Genomic DNA, 20,971 nt, shown 5'->3' with positions numbered 1-20,971 from the left:
TCCTGCTGAGAGCACCGGCTGCTACTGGCCGGAGTCGTCCGGGAACAGCGCTTCCTGCACCATCGAGTGCACGAGGTCGTAGTCGGGCTCCTCCGGGTCGATCGCAGGCGGAGTCAGTTCGAGGCTCGCGATCGGCTGGGACTTCGTCTTCAGTCCGAGCTGGACGAAGTAGCCGAGCATCCCCTGGGGCACGTCCGTCTTGATCACCTGCGAACCCGCCTCGGCGACGTCCTGGAACTTCGAGAGGACGTTCGCCGGCTCGAACTGGCGCACCAGCGCCTCCTGCACCTGACGCTGCCGCTGCATCCGGGCGTAGTCGTCGGAGGTGATGCGGGACCGCGCGTAGGCGAGCGCCTGCTCACCGTTGAAATGCCAGTCGCCGGGCTCGATCCACTGGTTCACGCCGTAGGGAACCCCGTCCGAGTCGAGGAGGCCGCCCAGCGGCAGCGGCTCGGTGCCGTCGTAGCTGATGTCCACCCCGCCGAGCGCGTCGATCAGCTGGGCGAAGCCCTCCATGTCGATCAGCGCGAAGTACTGGATCGGCAGGCCCAGGATCGATTCGACGGCGTCGCGCATCCCCTCGATCCCCGGCTCGCTCCCCTCGGCGACCGCATCGGGATAGAGCTCGGGACTCTTGAGCTCGACCTCCGTGTAGACCGAGTTCAGCTTGCACACGCTGACGTTGCAGTGGTCGTAGTTGTAGCCGTCCGGGTAGAGCTCGTGCATCGGACTGTCCTCGGCGAAGGTGAAGTCCCTGAACTCGCGCGTGACGCCGATGATCGTCGCCGCGCCCGTGGAGGCGTCGATGCTGACCACTGAGATGCTGTCGGGGCGCAGCCCCTCGCGGTCCTCTCCGGCGTCTCCGCCGAGCAGCATGATGTTGTACCGCCCGTCGATGGGCGCCTCCATCGCACCGCCGCCGAAGATCGACGACAGCGTGCCGCGGGTGACCCCGACCAGGTACGTGCCGTAGGCGGTGGAGCCGACCGAGACGGCCAGCAGCGCGATCGTCGCGAAGGCGAGCACCGCGCGCATCCGGGGCCGGACCCGCACGACGCGGATGAGCCGGAGGGTGTCGAGGGTGAGGACGAGCCACACGACGCCGTAGGCGACGAGCGCCGCCTGCAGCACGAGCATGGACAGGTCGAAGGTGGCCAGCGTGTAGAGGCCGGTCGGGAAGACGAAGTAGAGGACGACCGCCACCAGAAGCGCGACCCACAGTCCGAGCGTGAAGCCGAGGCCGAGCCTCCCGAGGCGCCGGTTGCCGGCGAGGACCTGGGCGGAACCGGGCACCAGGAAGTTGCCGACGAGGAGCCACCAGGCGCGTCGCGTCATGACGGCGCTCGAGCGCACATCGGGATGACGCAGCGGCAGCGTCATCGCCGTCACAGGCTCGCCACCAGCGCGTCGTTCTTGGCGGCGACCTGCACCTCGAGGTCGGCCGCGAAGGCGTCCAGCCGCTCCGAGAGCGACTCGTCGGCCGTGGCGAGGATCTTCACCGCGAGCAGGCCCGCGTTCCGGGCACCGCCGATCGAGACGGTGGCGACGGGCACCCCCGCCGGCATCTGCACGATCGAGAGCAGGGAGTCGAGACCGTCGAGGCGCGCGAGCGGCACCGGGACGCCGACGACGGGGAGGCTGGTCACGGCGGCGAGCATGCCCGGGAGGTGCGCGGCACCGCCGGCGCCCGCGATGACCACCTTCAGTCCACGCGAACGCGCCCCGCGGCCGTAGTCGATCATCGCCTCCGGGGTGCGGTGCGCCGACACGACGCGGACCTCGTGGGCGACGCCGAACTCGGAGAGCGTCGTCGACGCGGCCTGCATGACGGACCAGTCGGAGTCGGAGCCCATCACCACGCCGACGAGGGGGAACGAGCCGTTCACGAGCGCGCCCGCGCTCACGAGGGATCTCCGACGGCGCGGGCGGGGGCGGTCTTCTGGCTCGTCACGGAGCCATGGTACGGGTCAGTCCGTGAGAATGGCCGCCGCGGCACGCGCCTCGTAGACGACCAGATCGAGCTCGTCGCCGGTCGCGTTCACGTGCCCGACCTTGCGCCCGGGGCGGGGCTGCTTGCCGTAGTTGTGCACCTTCACGGCCGGATGCTCGGCGAGGACGCGGGGGTAGCGGTCGGTCAACGACTCCCCCACCGGGCCGCCCAGCACGTTCACCATCACGGTCCACGGATCGCGGCAGCCTGTCGCTCCCAGCGGGAGATCGAGCACCGCCCGGAGGTGCTGCTCGAACTGGGAGGTGGTCGAGCCGTCCATCGTCCAGTGCCCGCTGTTGTGCGGGCGCATCGCCAGCTCGTTCACCAGGATGCGGTCGTCCGTCGTCTCGAAGAGCTCGACGGCGAGCACTCCGGTGACGTCGAGGCGCTCGGCGATCGTCTCGGCGATCTCGGCGGCGACCGCGGCCACCCGTCCCGCAGAGGCCGGCGCCGGCGCGAAGACCTCGGCGCAGACTCCATCGCGCTGGACCGACTCGACGACCGGCCACAGCAGGGTCTCCCCCGACGGCCGTCGGGCGACGAGCTGGGCGAGCTCGCGCCGGAAGTCGACGAGCTCCTCGACCAGCAGCGCGCCGCCCCGGCCGTCCTCGGCCAGGGCCTGGAACCAGTCGTCGGCCTCGCGGGCGCCGCGCACCACGCGCACGCCCTTGCCGTCGTAGCCGCCCCTGGCGGTCTTGACGACCGCGCGGCCGCCGTGGTCCTCGAGGAACGCGGCGAGCTCGTCCGCGGTGCTCACGGCGGCCCAGTCGGGCACCGGGACGCCGAGGTCGCTCAGCCGCCGGCGCATCAGCAGCTTGTCCTGCGCGTACAGCAGGGCATCGGGGCCGGGGTGCACGGCGACACCGCGCGCGACCAGCTCGCGCAGGATCGGCTGCGGGACGTGCTCGTGGTCGAAGGTCACCACGTCGACCGTCTCGGCGAAGGCGAGCACGGTCTCCTCGTCCCGGTAGTCGCCGACGACGGTCGCGGCGAGTGCGGCCGACGCCCCGTCGGCCTCCGCGAGCACCGCGATCTCGATGCCGAGCTCGACCGCCGCGGGGATCATCATCCGGGCGAGCTGGCCGCCTCCGATCACGCCGACGCGCATGACGCTCCTCCGTCTCCGCCCGCCGTCGCGGGGCGCATCCATGGTAGCGACGAAGCGTCGGGCGCCGGGGTCGGTGTCAGACCGGGGCGGGCCCGTCAGGCCACTCGTGCGCGGGCGCGGCGGCGATCGCCTCGCGCAGCACGGCGGCGGCGAGATCCGGGTCCGGCAGGTCGCGCAGCACGAAGAGCGGCTCTCCGCCCTGCTCGATCGCGACGTCCCCGCAGCGGGCGATCCGCTGGGCGAGGCTGCGCGTCACGGTGACGACCATGCGCGGATCGAAGACCAGCTCGGCCCGGCGCGCGCTCAGCACGCCCCTGCGCGCCCGGAGCCCGCGGTCGGTGATGCGGTACCGGATGCTCGCCCAGCGGGCGACGCCGGGAGCGCAGAGGAGCAGCACGAGGACCGCGGTGCCGAGCGCGATGATCCAGCGCTGGAGGTCGAGCTCGAACTGGGCGGCGAAGTAGAAGCCCGTCCAGGTCAGCAGGAGGAAGCCGACGACGGGAGCGAACGCCGAGCGGGCCCGCGGCGTGAGCCGTGCCAGCTCGCGCTCGGGAGCGCCTGGATCGGTCATCGGCCGGCACTCACTGCCGGAGGTGCGTGACGTCGCCCGCCGAGAAGGCGGTGCGCCGCCCGCCCTGCTCGAGCACCAGCCGGCCGTCGGAGTCGAGAGCCACGGCGGTCCCCTCTTCAGTGCTCCCGTCGGGGAGCTCCACCCGCACCGGGCGACCGAGCGTTCCGCAGTGGGCGCGCACCGCGTCGGCCGTGCCGGACGCCTCCGCATCACCCAGAGAGAGGAAGGAAGCGAGCAGTGCGGAGAACTCCGTGAGGAAGGCCGACAGGACCGTGTCGGGGTCGCTCGCCGCCGCTCCGGCGAGGGCGAGCGACGTCGCCGTCGGCACCGGCAGCTCCTCCTCGGTCAGGAGGAGGTTGACGCCGGTGCCCACGATCACCCGTCCGTCGGGGAGTCGCTCGGCCAGGATGCCCGCCGTCTTCCGGCCCGCCAGCAGCACGTCGTTGGGCCACTTGACGGCCACCGGCACGTCGACGGAGGGGGCGAGCGCGCGGGCGAGTGCCGCACCGGCGATCAGGGGCAGCCAGCCGACGGCTCCGGGCGCGAGGTGCGAGCCGTCGACGAGGGTGGACGCGGCGAGGGTCCGCCCCGCAGGCGCCTGCCAGACCCGGCCGAGCCGCCCGCGACCCGATCGCTGGTCGTCGGTCGCGACCACCGACAGGTGCGGCCAGTCCGAGGGGTCCGCCGTCGCCCGGACGCGGAGCTCGTCGTTGGTCGAGCCGGCGCTCTCGAGCCAGAGGACCTGCGGAGAGACGGATCGCGAGAGCGGGAGCTGCATGCGGCCACGCTACCGGCCGCCTCCGGGAGGAGCCCGGGGCCGGTCGATGCGGTCCGATCCCGCGGTGCGGACCAGCGTCGGGAGGCGGCGAGCGGCCGACCTCGTTGTGCCGATCCTCCTGCCCAGGCGCCCCCTCCCTGTGCCGTCCCGACAAGGGGGGTGCCCCCGCACCCGCCGGTAAGGTGAGCGAGTGACCGCGAACATCGAACGTCCCGCGCCCGATCTCTACACGACCGCGGGGAAGATCGCGGACCTGAAGGCCCGCTACCACGAGGCGGTCACCGCGAGCGGCGAGGCCGCCATCGAGAAGCAGCACGCCAAGGGCAAGATGACGGCGCGCGAGCGGATCGACACCCTCCTCGACCCGGGATCGTTCGTCGAGCTCGACGAGTTCGTCCGGCACCGCACCCACGCCTTCGGGATGGAGAAGAAGCGTCCCTACGGCGACGCGGTCGTCACGGGCACCGGCACGATCCACGGCCGCCAGGTCGCCGTGTACTCGCAGGACTTCACGATCTTCGGAGGCTCGCTCGGCGAGGTCGCCGGCGAGAAGATCATCAAGGTGATGGACCTCGCGCTGAAGACCGGCGTCCCCATCATCGGCATCCTCGACTCCGGCGGAGCGCGGATCCAGGAGGGCGTCGTCGCCCTGGGCAAGTACGGCGAGATCTTCCGCCGCAACACGGCCGCGAGCGGCGTCATCCCTCAGATCTCGATCATCTGCGGACCGGCGGCGGGCGGCGCCGTCTACTCCCCCGCGCTCACCGACTTCGTGATCATGGTCGACAAGACCAGCCAGATGTTCGTCACCGGCCCCGACGTGATCAAGACCGTCACCGGCGAGGACGTCGGCATGGAGGAGCTCGGCGGCGCGCTCACCCACAACAAGATCTCGGGCGTCTCGCACTACCTCGCGAGCGATGAGAACGACGCGCTCGACTACGCGCGGACGCTGCTCTCCTTCCTCCCGGACAACAACCTCTCGCAGGCCCCCGTCTTCGACACCGAGGTCGACCTCGAGACCACCGACGCCGACCGGTTCCTCGACACGATCATCCCGGACAGCCCCAATCAGCCGTACGACATGCGGCTGGTGATCGAGCACATCGTCGACGAGGGCGACTTCCTCGAGGTGCAGCCGCTGTTCGCTCCGAACATCGTCATCGGCTTCGGCCGAGTCGAGGGGCGCTCGGTGGGCATCATCGCCAACCAGCCGAGCGCGATGGCCGGCACTCTCAACATCGAGGCGGGAGAGAAGGCGTCCCGCTTCGTGCGCTTCTGCGACGCGTTCTCGCTCCCGATCCTCACCCTGGTCGACGTGCCCGGCTACCTTCCCGGGACCGACCAGGAGTGGACGGGCGTCATCCGCCGCGGCGCGAAGCTCCTCTACGCCTACGCCGAGGCGACGGTGCCGCTGGTCACCGTGATCCTGCGCAAGGCCTACGGCGGCGCCTACATCGTGATGGGGTCCAAGCAGCTCGGCGCCGACATCAACCTCGCCTGGCCGACCGCCGAGATCGCGGTCATGGGCGGTCAGGGCGCCGTCAACATCCTCTACCGCGGTGAGATCCGCAAGGCGGAGGAGGCGGGCGAGGACGTCGCCGCCGTCCGCACGCGGCTCGCGAACGAGTACACCTACAACGTGGCGAGCCCGTTCCTCGCGGCCGAGCGCGGTGAGCTCGACGGCGTGATCGAGCCGTCGGCGACGCGGGTCTCGGTCGTCAAGGCGCTGCGCGCGCTGCGGACGAAGCGGGCGAACCTCCCGGCGAAGAAGCACGGCAACATCCCGCTCTGACCCGGGGGCGCGGCGACCCCGCGCCCGGCCGGCTGCTAGCGTGATGCGACTCGGCAGCGACCGGTCCGAGGGAGCGGAGGATCGATGCCGGCCGACGCACTGACCCGGTTGTGCACGCCCTACGTCGACGACTTCCCGGTGGGCGGTGCCGCGATCTCGACGATCGGGTCCTCCTTCGCCGGCGAGACGCTGGCCGCCAGCGATCCTGCGGCCGCGCGGCTCGACGAGATCCAGCTCGACCTCGGCGAGGGCCCCTGCTGGGACGCCGTGCGCAGTCGAGGCCCGGTCCTCGTCGACGACGTCCGGGAGGCAACTCCCCGCTGGCCGCTGTTCGCGGACGAGGCGGGCAGGATCCCCGTCGACGCCGTCTACGCCTTCCCGCTGCGCGTCGGCGGCCTCGACGTCGGAGTCGTGGAGCTGTACAACCTGCGGCCCGGCCCGCTCGCCGCCACGGTCGTCGACCGCATCCGCCGGCGCACGACGGGCACGGCCCTGCAGCTGGTCGCGCAGGTCCTGGCCGACAACGACGCCGAGGGCCGCGGCAACCCCCACTCCCGGCGCGTCATCCATCAGGCGACGGGGATGATCCTCGCGCGCTACGGCACCACGGCGGCCGACGCGCTCCTGCTCCTGCGGGCGCACGCCTTCGCCCTGGGCCGGACCGTCGCCGATGTCGCCGAGGAGATCACCGATCGCCGCACCGGATTCCCACCCTCACCCCCCGAAACCTAGGATCGACACCATGACGGCCCGCTCCCGAGAGCACGATCTCATCGACACCTTCGTGACGCTCTCCGACACCCTCGTCGACGACTACGACACCGTCGAGCTCGTCCAGACCCTCGTCGACCGGAGTGCGTCGCTGTTCGAGGCCGCCTCCGCCGGCCTCGTCCTCCGAGACCACCGCGGGGTCCCCGAGGTCCTCGCGTCCACCGACGAGGACTCCCGGCTGATCGGTCTCCTGCAACTGCGGGACGACGCCGGCCCGTGCATGGAGTGCCTGCGGTCAGGCGAGGCGGTCGTCGTCGCCGACGTCGAGGAGGTCGCTCCCGCGTGGTGGAGCTTCCGCGACCGCGCGCTCGAGCTCGGACTGCGCTCGGTCCACTGCGTCCCGATGAGGCTCCGCACCGAGTGCATCGGCTCGCTCAATCTGTTCCGCACGGCTCCGGGGCTCCTCGCCGACGAGGACATCGCGGTCGTGCAGGCGTTCGCCGACGTCGCGACCATCGGCATCCTGCACCAGCGCGCGCTCGAGGAGAGCGACACCGTCCGCAGCCAGCTGCAGCGCGCACTCGACAGCCGCGTGGTGATCGAGCAGGCGAAGGGCGCCGTCGCCTACTCCCGCGACATCAGCACCGAGGAGGCGTTCGACGTCCTGCGCCGGTACGCCCGCTCCACGTCGACGGCGCTCACGGTCGTGGCCGACCGGGTCCTCCGCGGCGAGCTCCACCCCTGAGCTCCGGCGGTCACCGCGCCTTCTCGGCGGCGGGCGCCCGCTCCTCCGGCCGTGCTCCGAGGGCGCGGGCGAAGGCCAGCGCCTCCGCCGCAGAGACGTCGGGCAGGTAGGCCCGTCCGAGGGCCGCACCGATCCTCGGCAGCTGCAGCGAATCCGGGTAAGCCATCCAGAGCCCGGCGTAGCGCGGGTGGAACTTGGCCTTGAAGCGGAACAGCGACGTGAATCCGTAGGCCGGCTCAAGAGTACGGGCGAGGAACTCGAGCAGGCGCGACAGCACCGTCGGCTCCGGCGGCTCCTGCCCCTCCTCGACCGGTGCGGTGGCGAGCGGCGCTCCGGACAGCGAGAGGATCTCGGCGCCCTCCTGCTGGGCGTGCAGCGCCGCGGAGGCGATCAGGAACTCCATGATGCCGGGCATGGCGTCGTCCGAGCGCCGCATGAAGTCGAGGGTCCAGCCGATGACGTTGCCGTCACGGTGCACGGGCAGCCAGCTCGTCACGCCCTGCAGCACCCCGTCGGGACCGACGGCGAGCAGCAGGGCGACATCCGGATCGCGGACCTCGTCGATGCCGCCGAGGGTGAAGCCCATCTCGGGCAGCGCCTTCTCGGCGACCCAGCGCTCGGAGAGGTCGATGATCTGGTTCGCCATGCCGAGCGAGAGCTCGGGCCAGCTCGTCCAGACTGCCTCGATCCCCAGCTTGATGCCGCGGTTGAGCGGGTAGCGCACCTTCTGCCACTGCTTGCCGGTCAGCTCGAACCCCGAGAGCTCGATGATCGTCTCCTCGCCGACCGAGATCCGCGGCCAGCCGAGGGAGTCGAAGACGGGCAGGAGCTCGTCGTGGATGCTGTAGAAGACAGGGGTCCAGCTGCGCTCGTCGCAGAAGCGGACGAAGCCCGCGACCACCTCGGCGCGTCTCTCGGGCGCGCAGGCCGGGTCGGACAGCGTGATCGCGACTCCGCCGACGACGCGATAAGCCACGCCTCCCTCTCCGTCGGGCGCGATCCAGTGCTCGTTCCCCTGCCAGGTGCCCTGATGGCCGAGGCTGCCGGCGCCGTAGCGGGCGAGCAGCGAGCGGTAGCGCGCCTCGTCGCCGCGCACGCGCTGGACGTCGGTCGCGCGCAGCAGGGACAGCACGGCCGCGATCACCAGTAGCCAGAAGACGGGGCCGACCCACTCGAACACGAGCCGTGCGACCGGCTCGCGCGGCACGGCCATCAGGCCCAGGCCGCCGAGGAAGCTGACGGGCACGAAGCGGAGCAGGCCGTCGAGCAGGAGGCGCCCGATCCCGATCGCGGGCTCGAAGCTCGTGCGGGCGGCGACGGCGAGGGCGAGGTAGCCGCCGAGACCCACTGCGAAGGCGGTGCCGACGATCCGCGACCACCGCCGCGTCGCCCGACGCGGGGCCCGGATGCGGAAGTGCCGTCGGCCGAGGGCGAGCATGACGACCACCGCGAGCGGAACGAGCACCGTGGTCGCGACCCAGAGGAGGTACTCGGCGTAGTACTCGAACTCGGAGTGGTGGGTCGCCCGCTGCAACGAGAACACCTCGAGCACCGCGATCGCCGTATTGACGCCGATCGCGAGCAGCAGCCCGAGCCGTCTGCCCGAGCGGAGGCCGGCGGCGGCGACGAGCAGGAGGATGAGGGGCACGAAGGTGAGGACGATCGGCCCGGGCGCCACGAGGCTGAGCTGCACGTGATGGGTGCAGTGCCGCACGAGAGCGCCGCAGGGATCCTCCAGATCACCCGTGCCGGTGAAGGCGCTCTGCAGCAGGCGCCCGAGGAACGAGAACGGACCGTAACCGGAGTCGGACAGGACGGCGACCAGCGGGCCGATGGCGGTCACGGCGACGACCGACGCGATCAGCGCCCGCGACTCCCGGTGCGAGCTCCTGACCGGTCTCCTCGGCCGCAGCGCCGCGACTCCTCCCGCCAGCACCGCGCCGAGCCCCAGACCGGCCAGGCCGGCGATCATCCGGTAGGCGTCGGCGGAGTCACCCGCGTAGAGCACGAACATGAGGACGATCGAGAAGGTCGTCACGCGGATGCGGCGTCGCCAGAGCGCCCCCATGAACGCGGTAGACGCGAGCAGAGCGCCGACCGCCCCGATCAGCGGGTCGAAGGTGGCGTCGCCGACGGTGTCGCTCGCCCACCACTCACCGACCGCGGCACCGCCCGCCTGCAGGAGGGAGCCGACCGTCGTCCCGACCGCTCCGGTCGCGAGGAACACCGCGACCGTCCGCGCGGGGCCGAGGCGCCTCTCCGCCGCCGCCAGCAGTGCGAGCACGAGTGCGGCGTCGAGCACGAGCTGAAGCGGGTCGGAGGACACCAGGAGCGAGGTGACCGCGGTCCACGGCCGACCGCCGAGCGTCGTCCCCGCTCCGGCGGCCCACGTCGAGCTGGTCTCGGCGCTCGCCGGCCCGCTGAGCGTCCCCGCGGTCGCGCTGGCGACGAGGAGCACGGCGGTGACCCAGACGGCTGCGGGCGAGCGGCGCAGCAGGAGGCGCAGGGCGCGGACGACGGCCGTGCCGCGCCTCGAGAACCACGACGGCATCCGGTGCGCTCCTGTTCGAGAACCATGGGAGGCGCCGCTCCCGCGACGTCCGGCGCCAGCATAACGGCGCTCCGCCGACTCCCGGCCGGGAGGGGCATGCGGTACCGTCGCGGGATGAGCGCCCAGGATTCCGCCCCCGACGTCATCATCTCGACCCCCGGTCTCGACGCCCGCCAGATCGCGGCCGTGACGGCCGTCGTGGCCGCGCTGGCGTCGCGGACCTCGGCGCGGCAGGAGCCCTCGCAGGAGGTGACGGGCGGCTGGAACGCCCGATCCGGAGCCGTCAGGGCAGCGCTCCACCCCGCTCCCGGTGCCTGGCGCTCGTTCTCTCTCTGACCGATTCGACGGTGTCTGTCCCCCGATTTCGCTCGATGCTCGAGCTAACGTGAGATTTGTACCCCGATTAGTCCCCTAAAGTGCCGACTACCTGGACTGTTCCCGGGTGAGCATGATTATGCGTGTTAGGTGTTCACTCCTCGGAGGGGGCACTGCCAATCACTCGCCGACCAGGGTAAGCGGGCGGGTGTTTTGGGGGCGAGTGAGGGTGATATTCGGGTTATCACCCTCACTCGGGGTTTGACGGCGGGCCGGGCCCCCTCTTCGGAGGAGTGGACGGCCCGCCGCACTCCGTTAACAACCGTGTCATCGCCACCTCACGACCGACGAGGGCGGGTCTCGGTGCGCCCGCTCCGCGGGCTCCTCGATCAGCAGGCAGGCGGCCGGGTCGCTCAGGCGGAGGGCGTGCGCTCGTCGCGCCGGATCTCGACCCAGGCGTCGACCTCGTCGGCCGCGTCGTCCGAGCCGAGGGCGCCGGCGCTGCCGTCTCCCGCGGTCCTCAGGCCGACCACGGTGACCGCCGACGGCGAGTCGGCCGATGCCGTGCGGACGACGATGCGGTCGACTCCGTCCCTGATCCCCCCGAGGGCCCGCGCGAGCTCGCGCAGCACCCGGCCGCTCTCCTCCTCCGAGGTGCGGTCCAGCCCGCCGTCGTCGAGCACCGAGACCGTCACCCCGCGGCGCCGAGCGTCGAGCACGAGCCGGCGCACCTCGTCGTCGAGGAGGCGCCGACCGCGGATCTCGTCGCGCACGGACGCCTCGAGGAGGCGGCACTCGCGGCGCTCCTCGTCGCTCAGCTCCGAGCCGCTCGCCGCGATCCGTCGCAGCATGTCGGAGGCGATGGCGCGGGTCTGCTCGAGCCGCACCTCCCGCTCGCTGAGGTGCGCCTCCTCCGCCGCCCGCCACGAGGCGGCCGCGCGTTCCGCCGCCTCGAGGACTCGCGCCTCGGAGCTCGCCCTGCCGAGCTCGATGATCAGCAGCTGCGAGATGCCGACCCACGCCACTCCGCCGATGACTCCCAGGGTGGCGAGGGCGACGGGGCCCGCCCAGACCGTGGTGTGGACGACGAGGAACACCACTCCCGCCCAGGCGGCCAGGGACCGCCTCCTGGCGCAGACGATGGTCATCAGCGTGCCCACCGCCGCGATGTACCAGGTGGAGTAGCCGTTCGAGGCACCGGGGTCGAGCGACGGCGCGACCAGCAGCGGGAGGGCGATGGCCACCGCCGTCATCCCCACGGCGACGGGCGCGCTCATCCGGAGCGCCGGGCCCGGCCACAGGGCGATCACGGTCGCGGCCACGTAGAGGGCGACCGCGACGAGGTCGGCGGGGTTCGGCGGCGAGCTGCGGTACGAGAAGAAGGCCAGCACCACGTGGTAGAGCGAGAAGACGGCGCCGAGGGCGTAGAGGAGCGGGCGGGGGTAGGTGATCACGACGAGCGCTCCCCGGGGGAGACGGTCGGCGGCCAGGCGATGACGACCCGCGTGCCCTCGCCGGGGGTGGACTCGACGTGCGCCGCGCCTCCGACGTTCTGGACCCGCTCGAGGATGGACAGTCGGATGCCGAGGCGCTCGCGCGGGACCTCTGCGACGTGGAACCCCCGGCCGTCGTCCTCGACCACGACGCGCACGGCCCGGTCGTCGAGGACGCCGCGGACGCTCCTGCGCACCTGGTCGCTGGGACCCGCGTGCTGGACGCTGTTCGTGAGGGCCTGCCAGACGGCTCCGAGGACGGCCTCCGCGACCGGGCGGGGCACGCTGCTCGACCGCGGGTCGGCGCCGTCGGCGAGCTCGATCGAGCAGTCGGCGGCGAAGGTCGACCCGGCATGGGCGAGCTGCCGCTCGACGAGCTCGAGGGGCACGTCACCGTCCGCGACCTCGGTCTCGCGTTCGGGGAGGAGCACCGCGAGCGTTCGCCGCGCCATCGACGAGACCAGGGCGCGCTCGGCGGGCGACTCGGCCGTGGCGGCGGCGAGGAGCGTCGCGAGGACGTTGTCGTGCACGAGAGCGTCGACCTCGACCCGCTCGACCTCGCCCGCGTGCTGCCGCATCGCGGCCTCGTACTGGTTCATCGCGGTGGTCTGGGCCCGATCGACCTCGTCGGCCGACTGCCTCAGCACGGTGATCAGCACGAGCATCACGACGCCGACGATGCCGACGTAGACCGCGTCCAGCACGGCCCGAGTGGGCTCGGCCGCTCCGCCCGACGGCAGCACCCGCAGCACTCCGAACAGCGCCGGTGTGACGAGCGCGTAGGCGATCGCCACCCGGAGCGGCGCCACGATGGTGCAGAACGCGGTCCCGATGGTCATCAGGTAGAAGATCCAGGGCGCGTCCGTCGAGGTCGCGTCGGCGCGCACCGAGAACGGCCAGGTGAGGAGGGCGACGAGGAGGCTGCCGGCGACGAGCACCGCGGTCACCCGCATCCCACGCCGCAGCACCGCCGTCACGACCGAGGCGGCGAGCGCCCCGAAGACCAGGGTCAGGACGGGCCACGCCACCGCAGGGAGCAGGTCGGGGAGCTGAGCGAGGATCGGCAGCACCGTCTGCAGGGCGAAGCCGAAGCCGAAGAACGAGACGACGGTGGCGATGATCCGGTCGATGCGCTCCCGGTTGGCCGGGGCGCGGACGATCTGCTGCGACTCAGCGCCCGGCATCGCCGTCGTCCGGATCGATGCCGGGGAGGATCCCGTCCTCCACCGCGCGGCGCAGGAGGTCGACCTTCGTCGGGGCGGGGCGACCGATCTCGACGTACTTGTCGCGGATGCGGTCGAGGTACTCCTTCGCCGTCGAGACCGAGATCTGCAGCCGATCGGCGACGAGCTTCAGCGGCAGTCCGGAGGCGTAGAGGTGCAGCACGTCGCGCTCGCGGCGGCCGAGGACGGCCCGGGCGAAGTCGTCGTCGGCGTCGATCGCGGACGCCCACTCGAGATTGTTGAGGACCTCGCCGCGGGCGACCGTCCTGATCGCCGCGACAACGGTCGACATCGGCGACGACTTCGGGATGACTCCGGCCGCGCCCGCGGCGAGCGCCTCCCGCACGGCGACCACCCGGTCGGCGATGCTGTGCACCAGGACCGCCGAGCCGCGCACCTGCCCCCACTTGACGTTCGCGGTGATGCTCGAGCCGTCGTTGAGCGAGAGGTCGAGCACGAGGACCTCGATCTCGGTGCCGCCGAGGACCTGCTCGAGGGCGCCGACCGTCTCTGCGGCGGCGACGACGTGCATGCCGGCGCTCTCGATCGCGGCGGCCACGCCCAGGCGCACCGACTCGTGGTCGTCGACGATGGCCACGCGCACGCGGGGCTCTGCGGCGGGCTCAGCGTTCATCGTCGACTCCATCGGGGCCCATCTTAAGCGAGGAGGGTGCTCACGCCGAGCGGCGCACGAGCCGAGCGACGGCCTCCACGTGCGAGGTGTGCGGGAAGAGGTCGAAGCCGTCGAGGCGCTCGAGCTCGTATCCGCCGCTCGCGAGCGATCCGACGTCGCGGGCGAGGGCGACGGGGTCGCACGCCACGTAGACGAGCTGCGCGGGCGCCAGCTCGATCAGCGCGTCGGTGACGGCGCGGCCCGCACCCGATCGGGGTGGGTCCAGCACGACCGTCGCCGCCCGCCAGCGCTCGCGCTCGCGGGAATCGGCCTGGGCGATCGCCTCGCGGAGGTAGCGGTCGACCCGCGCGGTGACCGCTCGCGCGCCCGCCTGGTCGGCGAGGTTCTCGAGCGCGTGCTCGGTCGCCCGGGCGTCGCTCTCGACGCTGGTGATGCGCACGCCCGCACCGAGCCGGTCGGCGAGCGCCGCTGCGAGCAGGCCCACCCCTCCGTAGAGGTCGTGGTTGGCCGCGCGGGGGTCCGCGAGACGTGCGTCGACCGCCTCCTGCACGGCCTCGAACAGAGTCGCCGCCGCGCCGCGGTGGACCTGCCAGAAGCCGGCGCGATCGACGCGGAACGTGCGGTCGGCGACGAACTCGGCGACCACCGTGCGGTCCCTCCGCGCGCGCTTGTCGCTCGGGTCGTGCACGAGGACGGCCGCCCCCTCGGAGCCGGCGGCGTCGACGAGGTCGACGACCGAGCCCGGAGCGAGCCGCTGGCCGAGCGGCGCCGCGACCGAGGAGGCGGCGGTCGCGAGCGGGAGGGAGTCGACCGTCACGACATGGTGGCTCCGCGCCGCGTACGGGCCGACCCGGCCGTCGTCGTCGACGTGGAGGCGGTTGCGGGTGCGCCAGCCGAGCCCGCCGTTCTCGACGTCGCCGGCGACGGGCGCCACCTCCACGGTCACCTCGCGCCGGGCGAAGCGGAGGAAGGAGTCCTCGAGGACCGCACGCTTGAGGCTCCGCTGGTGAGCCGGGTCGGCGTGGCCGAACTCCGCTCCCCCGACGCGCTCCTCGGGAGCGCGGTCGAGCGCCGCCTCCGGCCAGACGTGCGGGACCCTGTGGGGCGAGGCGTCGAGCACCTCGAGGGCCTCACCGCGCCAGAAGCTCGCGTGCCTGACCTCGCTGACCCGCACCCGCACCCGCTCGCCGGGGAGGACGTCGGGGACGAACACGACGCGGCCCTCGTGCCGGGCGACGAACACGCCGCCGTGGGCGACGTTGCTAATGTCGAGCTCGATCTCGGTCCCGAGTGCGTCGTCGGCCCCCTCCGGGCCAGGCGATGCGAGAGCCGGAGTCTGTGCCATCCGTCGAGCATCCCACAGCGTGGGCCCGGCCGCAGGGAGCCCATCGTGCGCCTCTACCTCGCCTCCACCTCACCCGCACGGCTCGCGCTGCTGCGGGCCTCGGGGATCGAACCCGTCGTGGTCCCGTCGCACGTCGACGAGCCGACCGCCGTCGCCCGGGCCGAGGCCGAGACCGGGTCGCCGCTCGACGCGGACGCCACGGTCTCGCTGCTCGCCCGCGCGAAGGCCCTCGCGGTCCTGGGGCCCGAGGTCGACGGACTCGTGCTCGGAGGCGACTCCGCCTTCGTCCTCGACGGGGTGGTTCACGGGAAGCCGCACGAACCCGAGCGCGCCCGGGAGCGCTGGCTCGCGCAGCGCGGACGCACGGGGCGCCTCCACTCCGGGCACTGGCTCGTCGACCACCGCGGCGGACGACTGAACGCCGAGGCCGGGGTGGTGACCTCGGCCACCGTCGAGTTCGCGGCCGACATCGACGACTCCGAGATCGACGCCTACATCGCCACCGGCGAGCCCCTCGAGGTCGCAGGCGCCTTCACCATCGACGGACGCGCCGCCGGATTCATCACCCGGATCGACGGCGACCCCTCGACGGTGATCGGGATGTCGGTGCCCGCTCTGCGCTCCCTGACCCGCCGACTCGGGGTCGACTGGACCTCGCTCTGGAACCTCTGAGCACGCCACCGCGGGCTTGTGGGGAACCGACGAAGCCCTCCGGCTTCTTTGTGGGGCGCCGCCACAGGCAATGCGAGACCGACCCCTAGGGTTGGGGAACATGTCACGCATTACGAAGGTGCTCATCGCCAACCGAGGCGAGATCGCCGTCCGAGTCATCCGTGCCGCCCGTGACAGCGGGATCGCCTCCGTCGCCGTCTACGCCGACCAGGACCGTGACGCCGTGCACAGCCGCCTCGCCGATGAGGCCTACGCGCTCGGCGGCACGACGAGTGCCGAGACCTACCTCGTCGTCGAGAAGATCCTCTCGGTCGCCCGCCGCTCCGGCGCCGACGCCGTGCACCCGGGCTACGGGTTCCTCGCCGAGAACGCCGAGTTCGCCCGTGCCGTGATCGATGCCGGCCTCGTCTGGATCGGACCGGGCCCGGAGGCGATCGAGCGCCTCGGCGACAAGGTCTCGGCCCGCCACGTCGCCGAGAAGGTCGGTGCGCCCCTCGCACCCGGCACGCTCAACCCCGTGTCCGGCGCCGCCGAGGTGCTCGAGTTCGTCGACCAGTACGGCCTGCCCGTCGCCATCAAGGCGGCGTTCGGAGGCGGCGGGCGCGGTCTCAAGGTCGCCCGCGAGCGGGACGAGGTCGAGGAGCTCTTCGCCTCCGCCACCCGCGAGGCGATCGCGGCGTTCGGCCGCGGCGAGTGCTTCGTCGAGAAGTACCTCGACCAGCCCCGCCACGTCGAGACCCAGTGCCTCGCCGACTCCCACGGGAACGTCGTGGTCGTCTCGACCCGCGACTGCTCGCTGCAGCGCCGCCACCAGAAGCTCGTCGAGGAGGCGCCCGCGCCGTTCCTCACCGAGGCGCAGAACACGGAGCTGTACCGCGCGTCCAAGGCGATCCTCCGCGAGGTCGGCTACGTCGGCGCGGGCACCTGCGAGTTCCTGATCGGCAAGGACGGCACCGTCTCGTTCCTCGAGGTCAACACCCGCCTCCAGGTCGAGCACCCCGTCTCGGAGGAGGTCACCGGGATCGACCTCGTCCGCGAGCAGTTCCGGCTCGCCGAGGGCGGCGTCCTCGACTACGAGGACCCCGAGCCGCGCGGACACTCGTTCGAGTTCCGGATCAACGGCGAGGACGCCGGCCGCGGCTTCCTGCCCGCGCCCGGCCCGATCCACGTCTTCAAGGTCCCCGGCGGTCCCGGCGTCCGCGTCGACTCCGGAGTCGTCGCGGGCGACGTCATCTCGGGCTCGTTCGACTCCCTCCTCGCCAAGCTCATCGTCACCGGGCGCACCCGCGAGGAGGCGCTCGAGCGCTCGCGGCGCGCCCTCGCCGAGTTCGAGGTCACCGGACTGCCGACGGTCCTCCCCTTCCACCGCGCGATCGTCGAGGACCCGGCGTTCGCGCCCGAGGGCGGCGAGCCCTTCAGCATCTACACGCGCTGGATCGAGACCGAGTTCGCGAACACCATCGAGGCCTGGAGCGGCGAGCCGGGCGCGATCCCCGACCAGGCCGCCCGCCAGGACGTCGTCGTCGAGGTCGACGGACGCCGCGTCGAGGTGTCGCTGCCCGCTTCCCTCGTCGGTGCCGCGCAGAGCCGGGGCACCGCGGCCACGGCGCCCAAGCGCCGCGGGTCCGGCTCAGTGAGCACCGTCACCGGCGACTCGGTCACCGCGCCGATGCAGGCCACCATCGTGAAGGTCGCGGTCGCCGAGGGCGACACGGTCGTCGCCGGCGACCTGGTCGTCGTCCTCGAGGCCATGAAGATGGAGCAGCCTCTCACCGCCCACAAGGACGGCACGGTCCGCGGCCTCGCCGCCGAAGCCGGAACCACCGTGTCCTCGGGGCACGTGCTGCTTTCCATCGTCTGAGTTTGTTTCTGAGCCGCTCCGTGCGCGGCTCAGCGCGGTCGGCTTCTCAAGACGGTGCGTTCCGCAGAGCGGGGTGCGTCGCGCTGCCTCGAATCGCTGACACGCGATTCTCGGACGCGCGCTCGACCGTGTTCCCGTCCGAGCCGCTCCCTGCGCGGCTCGGCGCAGTCGGCTTGTCGACGGGGTGCGTTCCGCAGAGCGGGGTGCGTCGCGCTGCCTCGAATCGCTGACACGCGATTCTCGGACGCGCGCTCGAACGTGTCCCCGTCCGAGCCGCTCCCTACGCGGTTCGGCGCGGTCCGCTTCTCGACGGGGTGCGTTCCGCAGAGCGGGGTGCGTCGCACTGCCGAGAATCGCTGACACGCGATTCTCGGACGCGCGCTCGACCGTGTTGTCGACCGAGCCGCTCCCTACGCGGCTCGGCGCAGTCGGCTTGTCGAGGTGATGCGTTCCGCAGAGCGGGGCGCGTCGCACTGCCTCGAATCGCTGACACGCGATTCTCGAACGCGCGCTCGACCGAGTTTCCGTCCGAGCCGGTCACTGCGAGGCTCGGGGCAGTCGCCATCTCGACGGGGTGCTCACCATGGAGCGGGTTGTGCGATCCGGTGGGAGGGGCGCGGGTGCGCCGCCGGGGGGTCAGTTCGCGCAAGGGCGTGAGTACGGGGGGCGGGGCGACGTCCCACCAGCATGGCTGTCACTCGCAAGAAGATCCTGCTCGTCGACTCCCGTGTGAGGCGACGAGCCCCACTCCGCTCCAGGCGTTCGAGGCGGCGGCACGACCTGCTCGCGATCGCGACCGCGGCGCTGGTGAACGAGCGCTACCTCGACCGCCGATTCACGATCGCCGGTCTCGCCCGGGAGCTGCGCGTGTCGACCGTGATGCTGCGCCTGCGATTCCGGCGCTTCTACTCCCTGCCGCTGGAGGAGCATCTCGCGTCACGGCGCCTCGAGCGCGCCGGAACGCTCATGGCCCGCACACCTCACCGCCCGGGCGCCCTCGAGGACATCGCCCGCAGCGCCGGCTATCGAAGCACAGCCGACCTCGACCGCGACTTCGTCCGCTACCGGCGCACCCCCGCGCTCGCCGCCTGGTTCCGGACGAGCGTCACCCGGGAGGGGCCCCTCGCGGCGACGGCGGACGAGGGCCGGTCGTGAACGCCGAACGACGGTGGACCGCTCTCCCGATCGCGGAGGGGTTCGACGACGAGGACCCCGACGAGCGCGGTGAGCTGTCGACGCTGCCGAGCAGCAGCAGCGGCCTGATCCTCGGCCTCGCGCTCATCGCCGGCCTGTCGTGGATCTGCACCGCCGCCCTCGTCGGAGTCGCTGCCCCGCGGGCGACGGTCCTCCTCGTCGCCGCAGCACTCCTGGCGCTGCTCCTCGCCCCCGGCGCGCTCCGCGCCGGAGCCGGTTCGATCGAGATCCCGCGGCGGACCGCGGCCCTCCTGTACGGCGGGTCGGCTCTGCTCGGATTCCTCGGGTGGTCGACGCTGCTGTGGGCGCCCGAGGAGACCTGGGCGGCCATGGCGGCGGCCGGCGTCCTGCAGACCGGCTGCACCCTCGGGGTCGCCCTCACAGCACTCCAGTCCCGGCTCGCGGGGGCCTACGACGACTGACCGGGTGCGCACCCTGGCGACCATCGACCTCCCTCGATGCCGCAGCGCTGCTGCCGTCTGCGGCGATCGCGCCCGGAGCGTCAGCTGACGATGTGCATGGCGCGCGCCGCGTCCGAGATGGAGCCGGTGAGGCTCGGGTAGACGGTGAAGGCGCGGGCGACCTGGTCGACGGTGAGCCGGTGCTCGACGGCGAGCGCGAGGGGGAAGATCAGCTCGCTGGCCTTCGGGGCGACGATGACGCCTCCGATGACGGTGCCGGAGCCGGTGCGCGCGAACAGCTTCACGAAGCCGTCGCGGATCCCCATCATCTTCGCGCGGGGGTTCGCGGCGAGCGGCAGCTTGTAGATCTCACCCTGCGCGATGCCCTCCTCGATCTCGCGCTGGCTCCAGCCGACGGTCGCGATCTCGGGCTGCGTGAAGATGTTGGCCGCGACGTTGCGCACCTCGGTCGGGTTCACGGCATCACCCATCGCGTGGAAGACCCCGGTGCGCCCCTGCATGGCGGCGACGGAGGCGAGCGGCAGGAACGTCGTGCAGTCGCCCGCCGCGTAGATCGACGGCACGCTCGTCCGGGCCACCCGGTTGACGCGGATGTGACCGGACTCGGTCAGCTGCACGCCGGCGTCCTCGAGGCCGATGCCGGCGGTGTTCGGCACGGAGCCGACCGCCATCAGGCAGTGCGACCCCTCGACGACGCGACCGTCGGACAGGATCGCCCGCACGCCCGTCTCCGTGCGCTCGACACGGTCGGCCCGCGACTTCGAGAGCACGACCATCCCGTTGCGCTTGAAGACGTTCTCGATGACCGCTGCGGCGTCGGCGTCCTCGCCGGGGAGGACCTGGTCGCGGGAGGAGATGAGGGTCACCCTCGCGCCGAGCGCGCGGTAGGCGGAGGCGAACTCCGCGCCGGTCACGCCGGAGCCGACCACGATCAGGTGCTCGGGAACCGACTTGAGGTTGTAGAGCTGGGTCCAGCTCATGATCCGCTCGCCGTCGGGCGCGGCGGTCGGCAGCACGCGCGGGCTCGCGCCGACCGAGACGACGATCGTGTCGGCCTCGATCCGGTCGAAGTCCATGCCCTCGCCGCCGGCGGCGGTCGACACGATCAGCGCGTTCGTGCCGTCCAGGCGCCCGTCGCCCTGGATGATCTTGACGCCGTGGTGCACGAGGTTCGCGCGCATGTCCTCCGACTGCTGCCGCGCGAGCCCGAGGAGGCGCTTGTTGACGGTGGCGAGGTTCACGGCGACCTCGGGCCGGACCGGCTTGTTGGTCTGCTCCGAGCGCGTGAAGAACTGCACGCCCAGGTCGGCCGCCTCGCCGATGGCGTTCGTCGCCTCCGCAGTCGCGATGAGCGACTTCGACGGGACGACGTCGGTGATGACCGCGGAGCCGCCGACACCCACCCGCTCGACCAGCGTCACCTCCGCGCCGAGCTGGGCTCCCGCGATGGCTGCTTCGTAGCCGCCGGGTCCCCCTCCGAGAACGGCGATCCTCTGCGTGCGCTCGAACTCGTAAGCCATGCCTCCATCATCCCCTCCCGCTGAGAGTTCGCCCAATCGCGGG

The 20,971-nt window shown here is 72.3% G+C and carries 19 protein-coding genes; 8 read left to right on the top strand and 11 right to left on the bottom strand.

Translation table 11 applies throughout. The annotated features are described in order from the left end of the window. Positions 1-21 precede the first annotated feature (21 nt). The 5 genes from B9Y99_RS04150 to B9Y99_RS04130 all read right to left on the bottom strand — a co-directional run bounded on the left by B9Y99_RS04150 (position 22) and on the right by B9Y99_RS04130 (position 4,447). Positions 22-1,380, bottom strand: a complete 1,359-nt coding sequence (locus tag B9Y99_RS04150) for an LCP family protein (RefSeq protein ID WP_085476227.1) — start codon at positions 1,378-1,380, stop codon at positions 22-24. A gap of 5 nt (positions 1,381-1,385) precedes the next feature. Next, positions 1,386-1,853, bottom strand: coding sequence for a 5-(carboxyamino)imidazole ribonucleotide mutase (gene purE / locus B9Y99_RS04145; protein WP_085476226.1), 468 nt, complete (start codon positions 1,851-1,853; stop codon positions 1,386-1,388). 114 nt (positions 1,854-1,967) lie between these two features. Next, positions 1,968-3,098 (bottom strand): 5-(carboxyamino)imidazole ribonucleotide synthase, encoded by a 1,131-nt coding sequence (locus B9Y99_RS04140; protein WP_129587884.1) that lies wholly within the window; start codon positions 3,096-3,098, stop codon positions 1,968-1,970. A 76-nt stretch (positions 3,099-3,174) separates the two neighbouring features. After that, entirely contained in the window at positions 3,175-3,669 is a 495-nt protein-coding gene (locus B9Y99_RS04135) for a PH domain-containing protein (protein WP_085475303.1), read from the bottom strand. A 10-nt stretch (positions 3,670-3,679) separates the two neighbouring features. Next, entirely contained in the window at positions 3,680-4,447 is a 768-nt protein-coding gene (locus B9Y99_RS04130) for a biotin--[acetyl-CoA-carboxylase] ligase (RefSeq protein ID WP_085475302.1), read from the bottom strand. Positions 4,448-4,637: 190 nt separating this feature from the next. Between B9Y99_RS04130 and B9Y99_RS04125 the strand changes: the two genes are divergently transcribed. The 3 genes from B9Y99_RS04125 to B9Y99_RS04115 all read left to right on the top strand — a co-directional run bounded on the left by B9Y99_RS04125 (position 4,638) and on the right by B9Y99_RS04115 (position 7,698). Next, positions 4,638-6,242: an acyl-CoA carboxylase subunit beta gene (locus B9Y99_RS04125; RefSeq protein WP_085475301.1), complete on the top strand. Its 1,605-nt coding sequence runs from the start codon at positions 4,638-4,640 to the stop codon at positions 6,240-6,242. Positions 6,243-6,326: 84 nt separating this feature from the next. Next, entirely contained in the window at positions 6,327-6,974 is a 648-nt protein-coding gene (locus B9Y99_RS04120; protein WP_085475300.1) for a GAF domain-containing protein, read from the top strand. Positions 6,975-6,984: 10 nt separating this feature from the next. Continuing rightward, entirely contained in the window at positions 6,985-7,698 is a 714-nt protein-coding gene (locus B9Y99_RS04115; RefSeq protein ID WP_085475299.1) for a GAF and ANTAR domain-containing protein, read from the top strand. Positions 7,699-7,708: 10 nt separating this feature from the next. Here the strand turns inward: B9Y99_RS04115 and B9Y99_RS04110 are convergent, their stop codons facing one another. After that, on the bottom strand, positions 7,709-10,249 hold the full coding sequence (locus B9Y99_RS04110; RefSeq protein WP_085475298.1) for a bifunctional lysylphosphatidylglycerol flippase/synthetase MprF: 2,541 nt from the start codon (positions 10,247-10,249) through the stop codon (positions 7,709-7,711). Between the two features lie 114 nt (positions 10,250-10,363). Here B9Y99_RS04110 and B9Y99_RS04105 point away from each other — a divergent pair, with 114 nt between their 5' ends. After that, positions 10,364-10,585, top strand: coding sequence for an acyl-CoA carboxylase epsilon subunit (locus B9Y99_RS04105; RefSeq protein WP_165759528.1), 222 nt, complete (start codon positions 10,364-10,366; stop codon positions 10,583-10,585). A gap of 392 nt (positions 10,586-10,977) precedes the next feature. On the opposite strand, the gene B9Y99_RS04100 is transcribed toward B9Y99_RS04105, so the two are convergent. Genes B9Y99_RS04100 through B9Y99_RS04085 form a run of 4 tightly spaced genes read right to left on the bottom strand, consistent with a single transcriptional unit; the run spans position 10,978 to position 15,259 of the window. Further along, entirely contained in the window at positions 10,978-12,018 is a 1,041-nt protein-coding gene (locus tag B9Y99_RS04100) for a hypothetical protein (protein WP_085475296.1), read from the bottom strand. Beyond that, complete coding sequence (locus tag B9Y99_RS04095; protein WP_085475295.1) at positions 12,015-13,241, bottom strand: sensor histidine kinase; 1,227 nt, start codon at positions 13,239-13,241, stop codon at positions 12,015-12,017. The genes B9Y99_RS04100 and B9Y99_RS04095 overlap by 4 nt, the downstream gene beginning before the upstream one ends. Then, the gene (locus B9Y99_RS04090) at positions 13,228-13,914 is read right to left on the bottom strand and encodes a response regulator transcription factor (RefSeq protein ID WP_244274759.1); all 687 of its coding nucleotides are present in this window, start codon (positions 13,912-13,914) and stop codon (positions 13,228-13,230) included. Before B9Y99_RS04090 ends, B9Y99_RS04095 begins: the two co-directional genes overlap by 14 nt. Positions 13,915-13,954: 40 nt before the next feature. After that, positions 13,955-15,259 carry a class I SAM-dependent RNA methyltransferase gene (locus B9Y99_RS04085; RefSeq protein ID WP_085475293.1) on the bottom strand — a complete coding sequence of 435 codons (1,305 nt, stop codon included), beginning with the start codon at positions 15,257-15,259 and terminating at the stop codon, positions 13,955-13,957. Between the two features lie 45 nt (positions 15,260-15,304). Here B9Y99_RS04085 and B9Y99_RS04080 point away from each other — a divergent pair, with 45 nt between their 5' ends. The 4 genes from B9Y99_RS04080 (at position 15,305) to B9Y99_RS04065 (ending at position 19,408) form a co-directional block, all read left to right on the top strand. Continuing rightward, positions 15,305-15,931, top strand: coding sequence for a Maf family protein (locus tag B9Y99_RS04080; protein ID WP_085475292.1), 627 nt, complete (start codon positions 15,305-15,307; stop codon positions 15,929-15,931). A 100-nt stretch (positions 15,932-16,031) separates the two neighbouring features. Continuing rightward, positions 16,032-17,792 (top strand): acetyl/propionyl/methylcrotonyl-CoA carboxylase subunit alpha, encoded by a 1,761-nt coding sequence (locus B9Y99_RS04075; RefSeq protein WP_085475291.1) that lies wholly within the window; start codon positions 16,032-16,034, stop codon positions 17,790-17,792. Between the two features lie 687 nt (positions 17,793-18,479). Further along, entirely contained in the window at positions 18,480-18,947 is a 468-nt protein-coding gene (locus B9Y99_RS04070; RefSeq protein ID WP_085475290.1) for a helix-turn-helix transcriptional regulator, read from the top strand. Continuing rightward, the gene (locus B9Y99_RS04065; RefSeq protein ID WP_085475289.1) at positions 18,944-19,408 is read left to right on the top strand and encodes a hypothetical protein; all 465 of its coding nucleotides are present in this window, start codon (positions 18,944-18,946) and stop codon (positions 19,406-19,408) included. Before B9Y99_RS04070 ends, B9Y99_RS04065 begins: the two co-directional genes overlap by 4 nt. Positions 19,409-19,488: 80 nt before the next feature. Here the strand turns inward: B9Y99_RS04065 and B9Y99_RS04060 are convergent, their stop codons facing one another. Next, a complete protein-coding gene (locus B9Y99_RS04060; protein ID WP_085475288.1) occupies positions 19,489-20,928 on the bottom strand; it encodes an NAD(P)H-quinone dehydrogenase in 1,440 nt (479 codons plus the stop codon). Between the last annotated feature and the right edge of the window lie 43 nt (positions 20,929-20,971).

The organism is Rathayibacter oskolensis, assembly GCF_900177245.1.
Taxonomy (GTDB): domain Bacteria; phylum Actinomycetota; class Actinomycetes; order Actinomycetales; family Microbacteriaceae; genus Rathayibacter; species Rathayibacter oskolensis.
Note: the sequence above shows the minus strand (reverse complement) of the source record. Positions and strands in the feature narration are given on the sequence as shown.

Excerpts from the sequence above, each read along its gene's own strand:
- B9Y99_RS04150 (WP_085476227.1), bottom strand. The coding sequence starts at position 1,380 with ATGACGCTGCCGCTGCGTCATCCCGATGTGCGCTCGAGCGCCGTCATG.
- purE (WP_085476226.1), bottom strand. The coding sequence starts at position 1,853 with ATGGGCTCCGACTCCGACTGGTCCGTCATGCAGGCCGCGTCGACGACG.
- B9Y99_RS04140 (WP_129587884.1), bottom strand. The coding sequence starts at position 3,098 with ATGCGCGTCGGCGTGATCGGAGGCGGCCAGCTCGCCCGGATGATGATC.
- B9Y99_RS04135 (WP_085475303.1), bottom strand. The coding sequence starts at position 3,669 with ATGACCGATCCAGGCGCTCCCGAGCGCGAGCTGGCACGGCTCACGCCG.
- B9Y99_RS04130 (WP_085475302.1), bottom strand. The coding sequence starts at position 4,447 with ATGCAGCTCCCGCTCTCGCGATCCGTCTCTCCGCAGGTCCTCTGGCTC.
- B9Y99_RS04120 (WP_085475300.1), top strand. The coding sequence starts at position 6,327 with ATGCCGGCCGACGCACTGACCCGGTTGTGCACGCCCTACGTCGACGAC.
- B9Y99_RS04115 (WP_085475299.1), top strand. The coding sequence starts at position 6,985 with ATGACGGCCCGCTCCCGAGAGCACGATCTCATCGACACCTTCGTGACG.
- B9Y99_RS04110 (WP_085475298.1), bottom strand. The coding sequence starts at position 10,249 with ATGCCGTCGTGGTTCTCGAGGCGCGGCACGGCCGTCGTCCGCGCCCTG.
- B9Y99_RS04105 (WP_165759528.1), top strand. The coding sequence starts at position 10,364 with ATGAGCGCCCAGGATTCCGCCCCCGACGTCATCATCTCGACCCCCGGT.
- B9Y99_RS04095 (WP_085475295.1), bottom strand. The coding sequence starts at position 13,241 with ATGCCGGGCGCTGAGTCGCAGCAGATCGTCCGCGCCCCGGCCAACCGG.
- B9Y99_RS04090 (WP_244274759.1), bottom strand. The coding sequence starts at position 13,914 with ATGAACGCTGAGCCCGCCGCAGAGCCCCGCGTGCGCGTGGCCATCGTC.
- B9Y99_RS04085 (WP_085475293.1), bottom strand. The coding sequence starts at position 15,259 with ATGGCACAGACTCCGGCTCTCGCATCGCCTGGCCCGGAGGGGGCCGAC.
- B9Y99_RS04075 (WP_085475291.1), top strand. The coding sequence starts at position 16,032 with ATGTCACGCATTACGAAGGTGCTCATCGCCAACCGAGGCGAGATCGCC.
- B9Y99_RS04070 (WP_085475290.1), top strand. The coding sequence starts at position 18,480 with ATGGCTGTCACTCGCAAGAAGATCCTGCTCGTCGACTCCCGTGTGAGG.
- B9Y99_RS04060 (WP_085475288.1), bottom strand. The coding sequence starts at position 20,928 with ATGGCTTACGAGTTCGAGCGCACGCAGAGGATCGCCGTTCTCGGAGGG.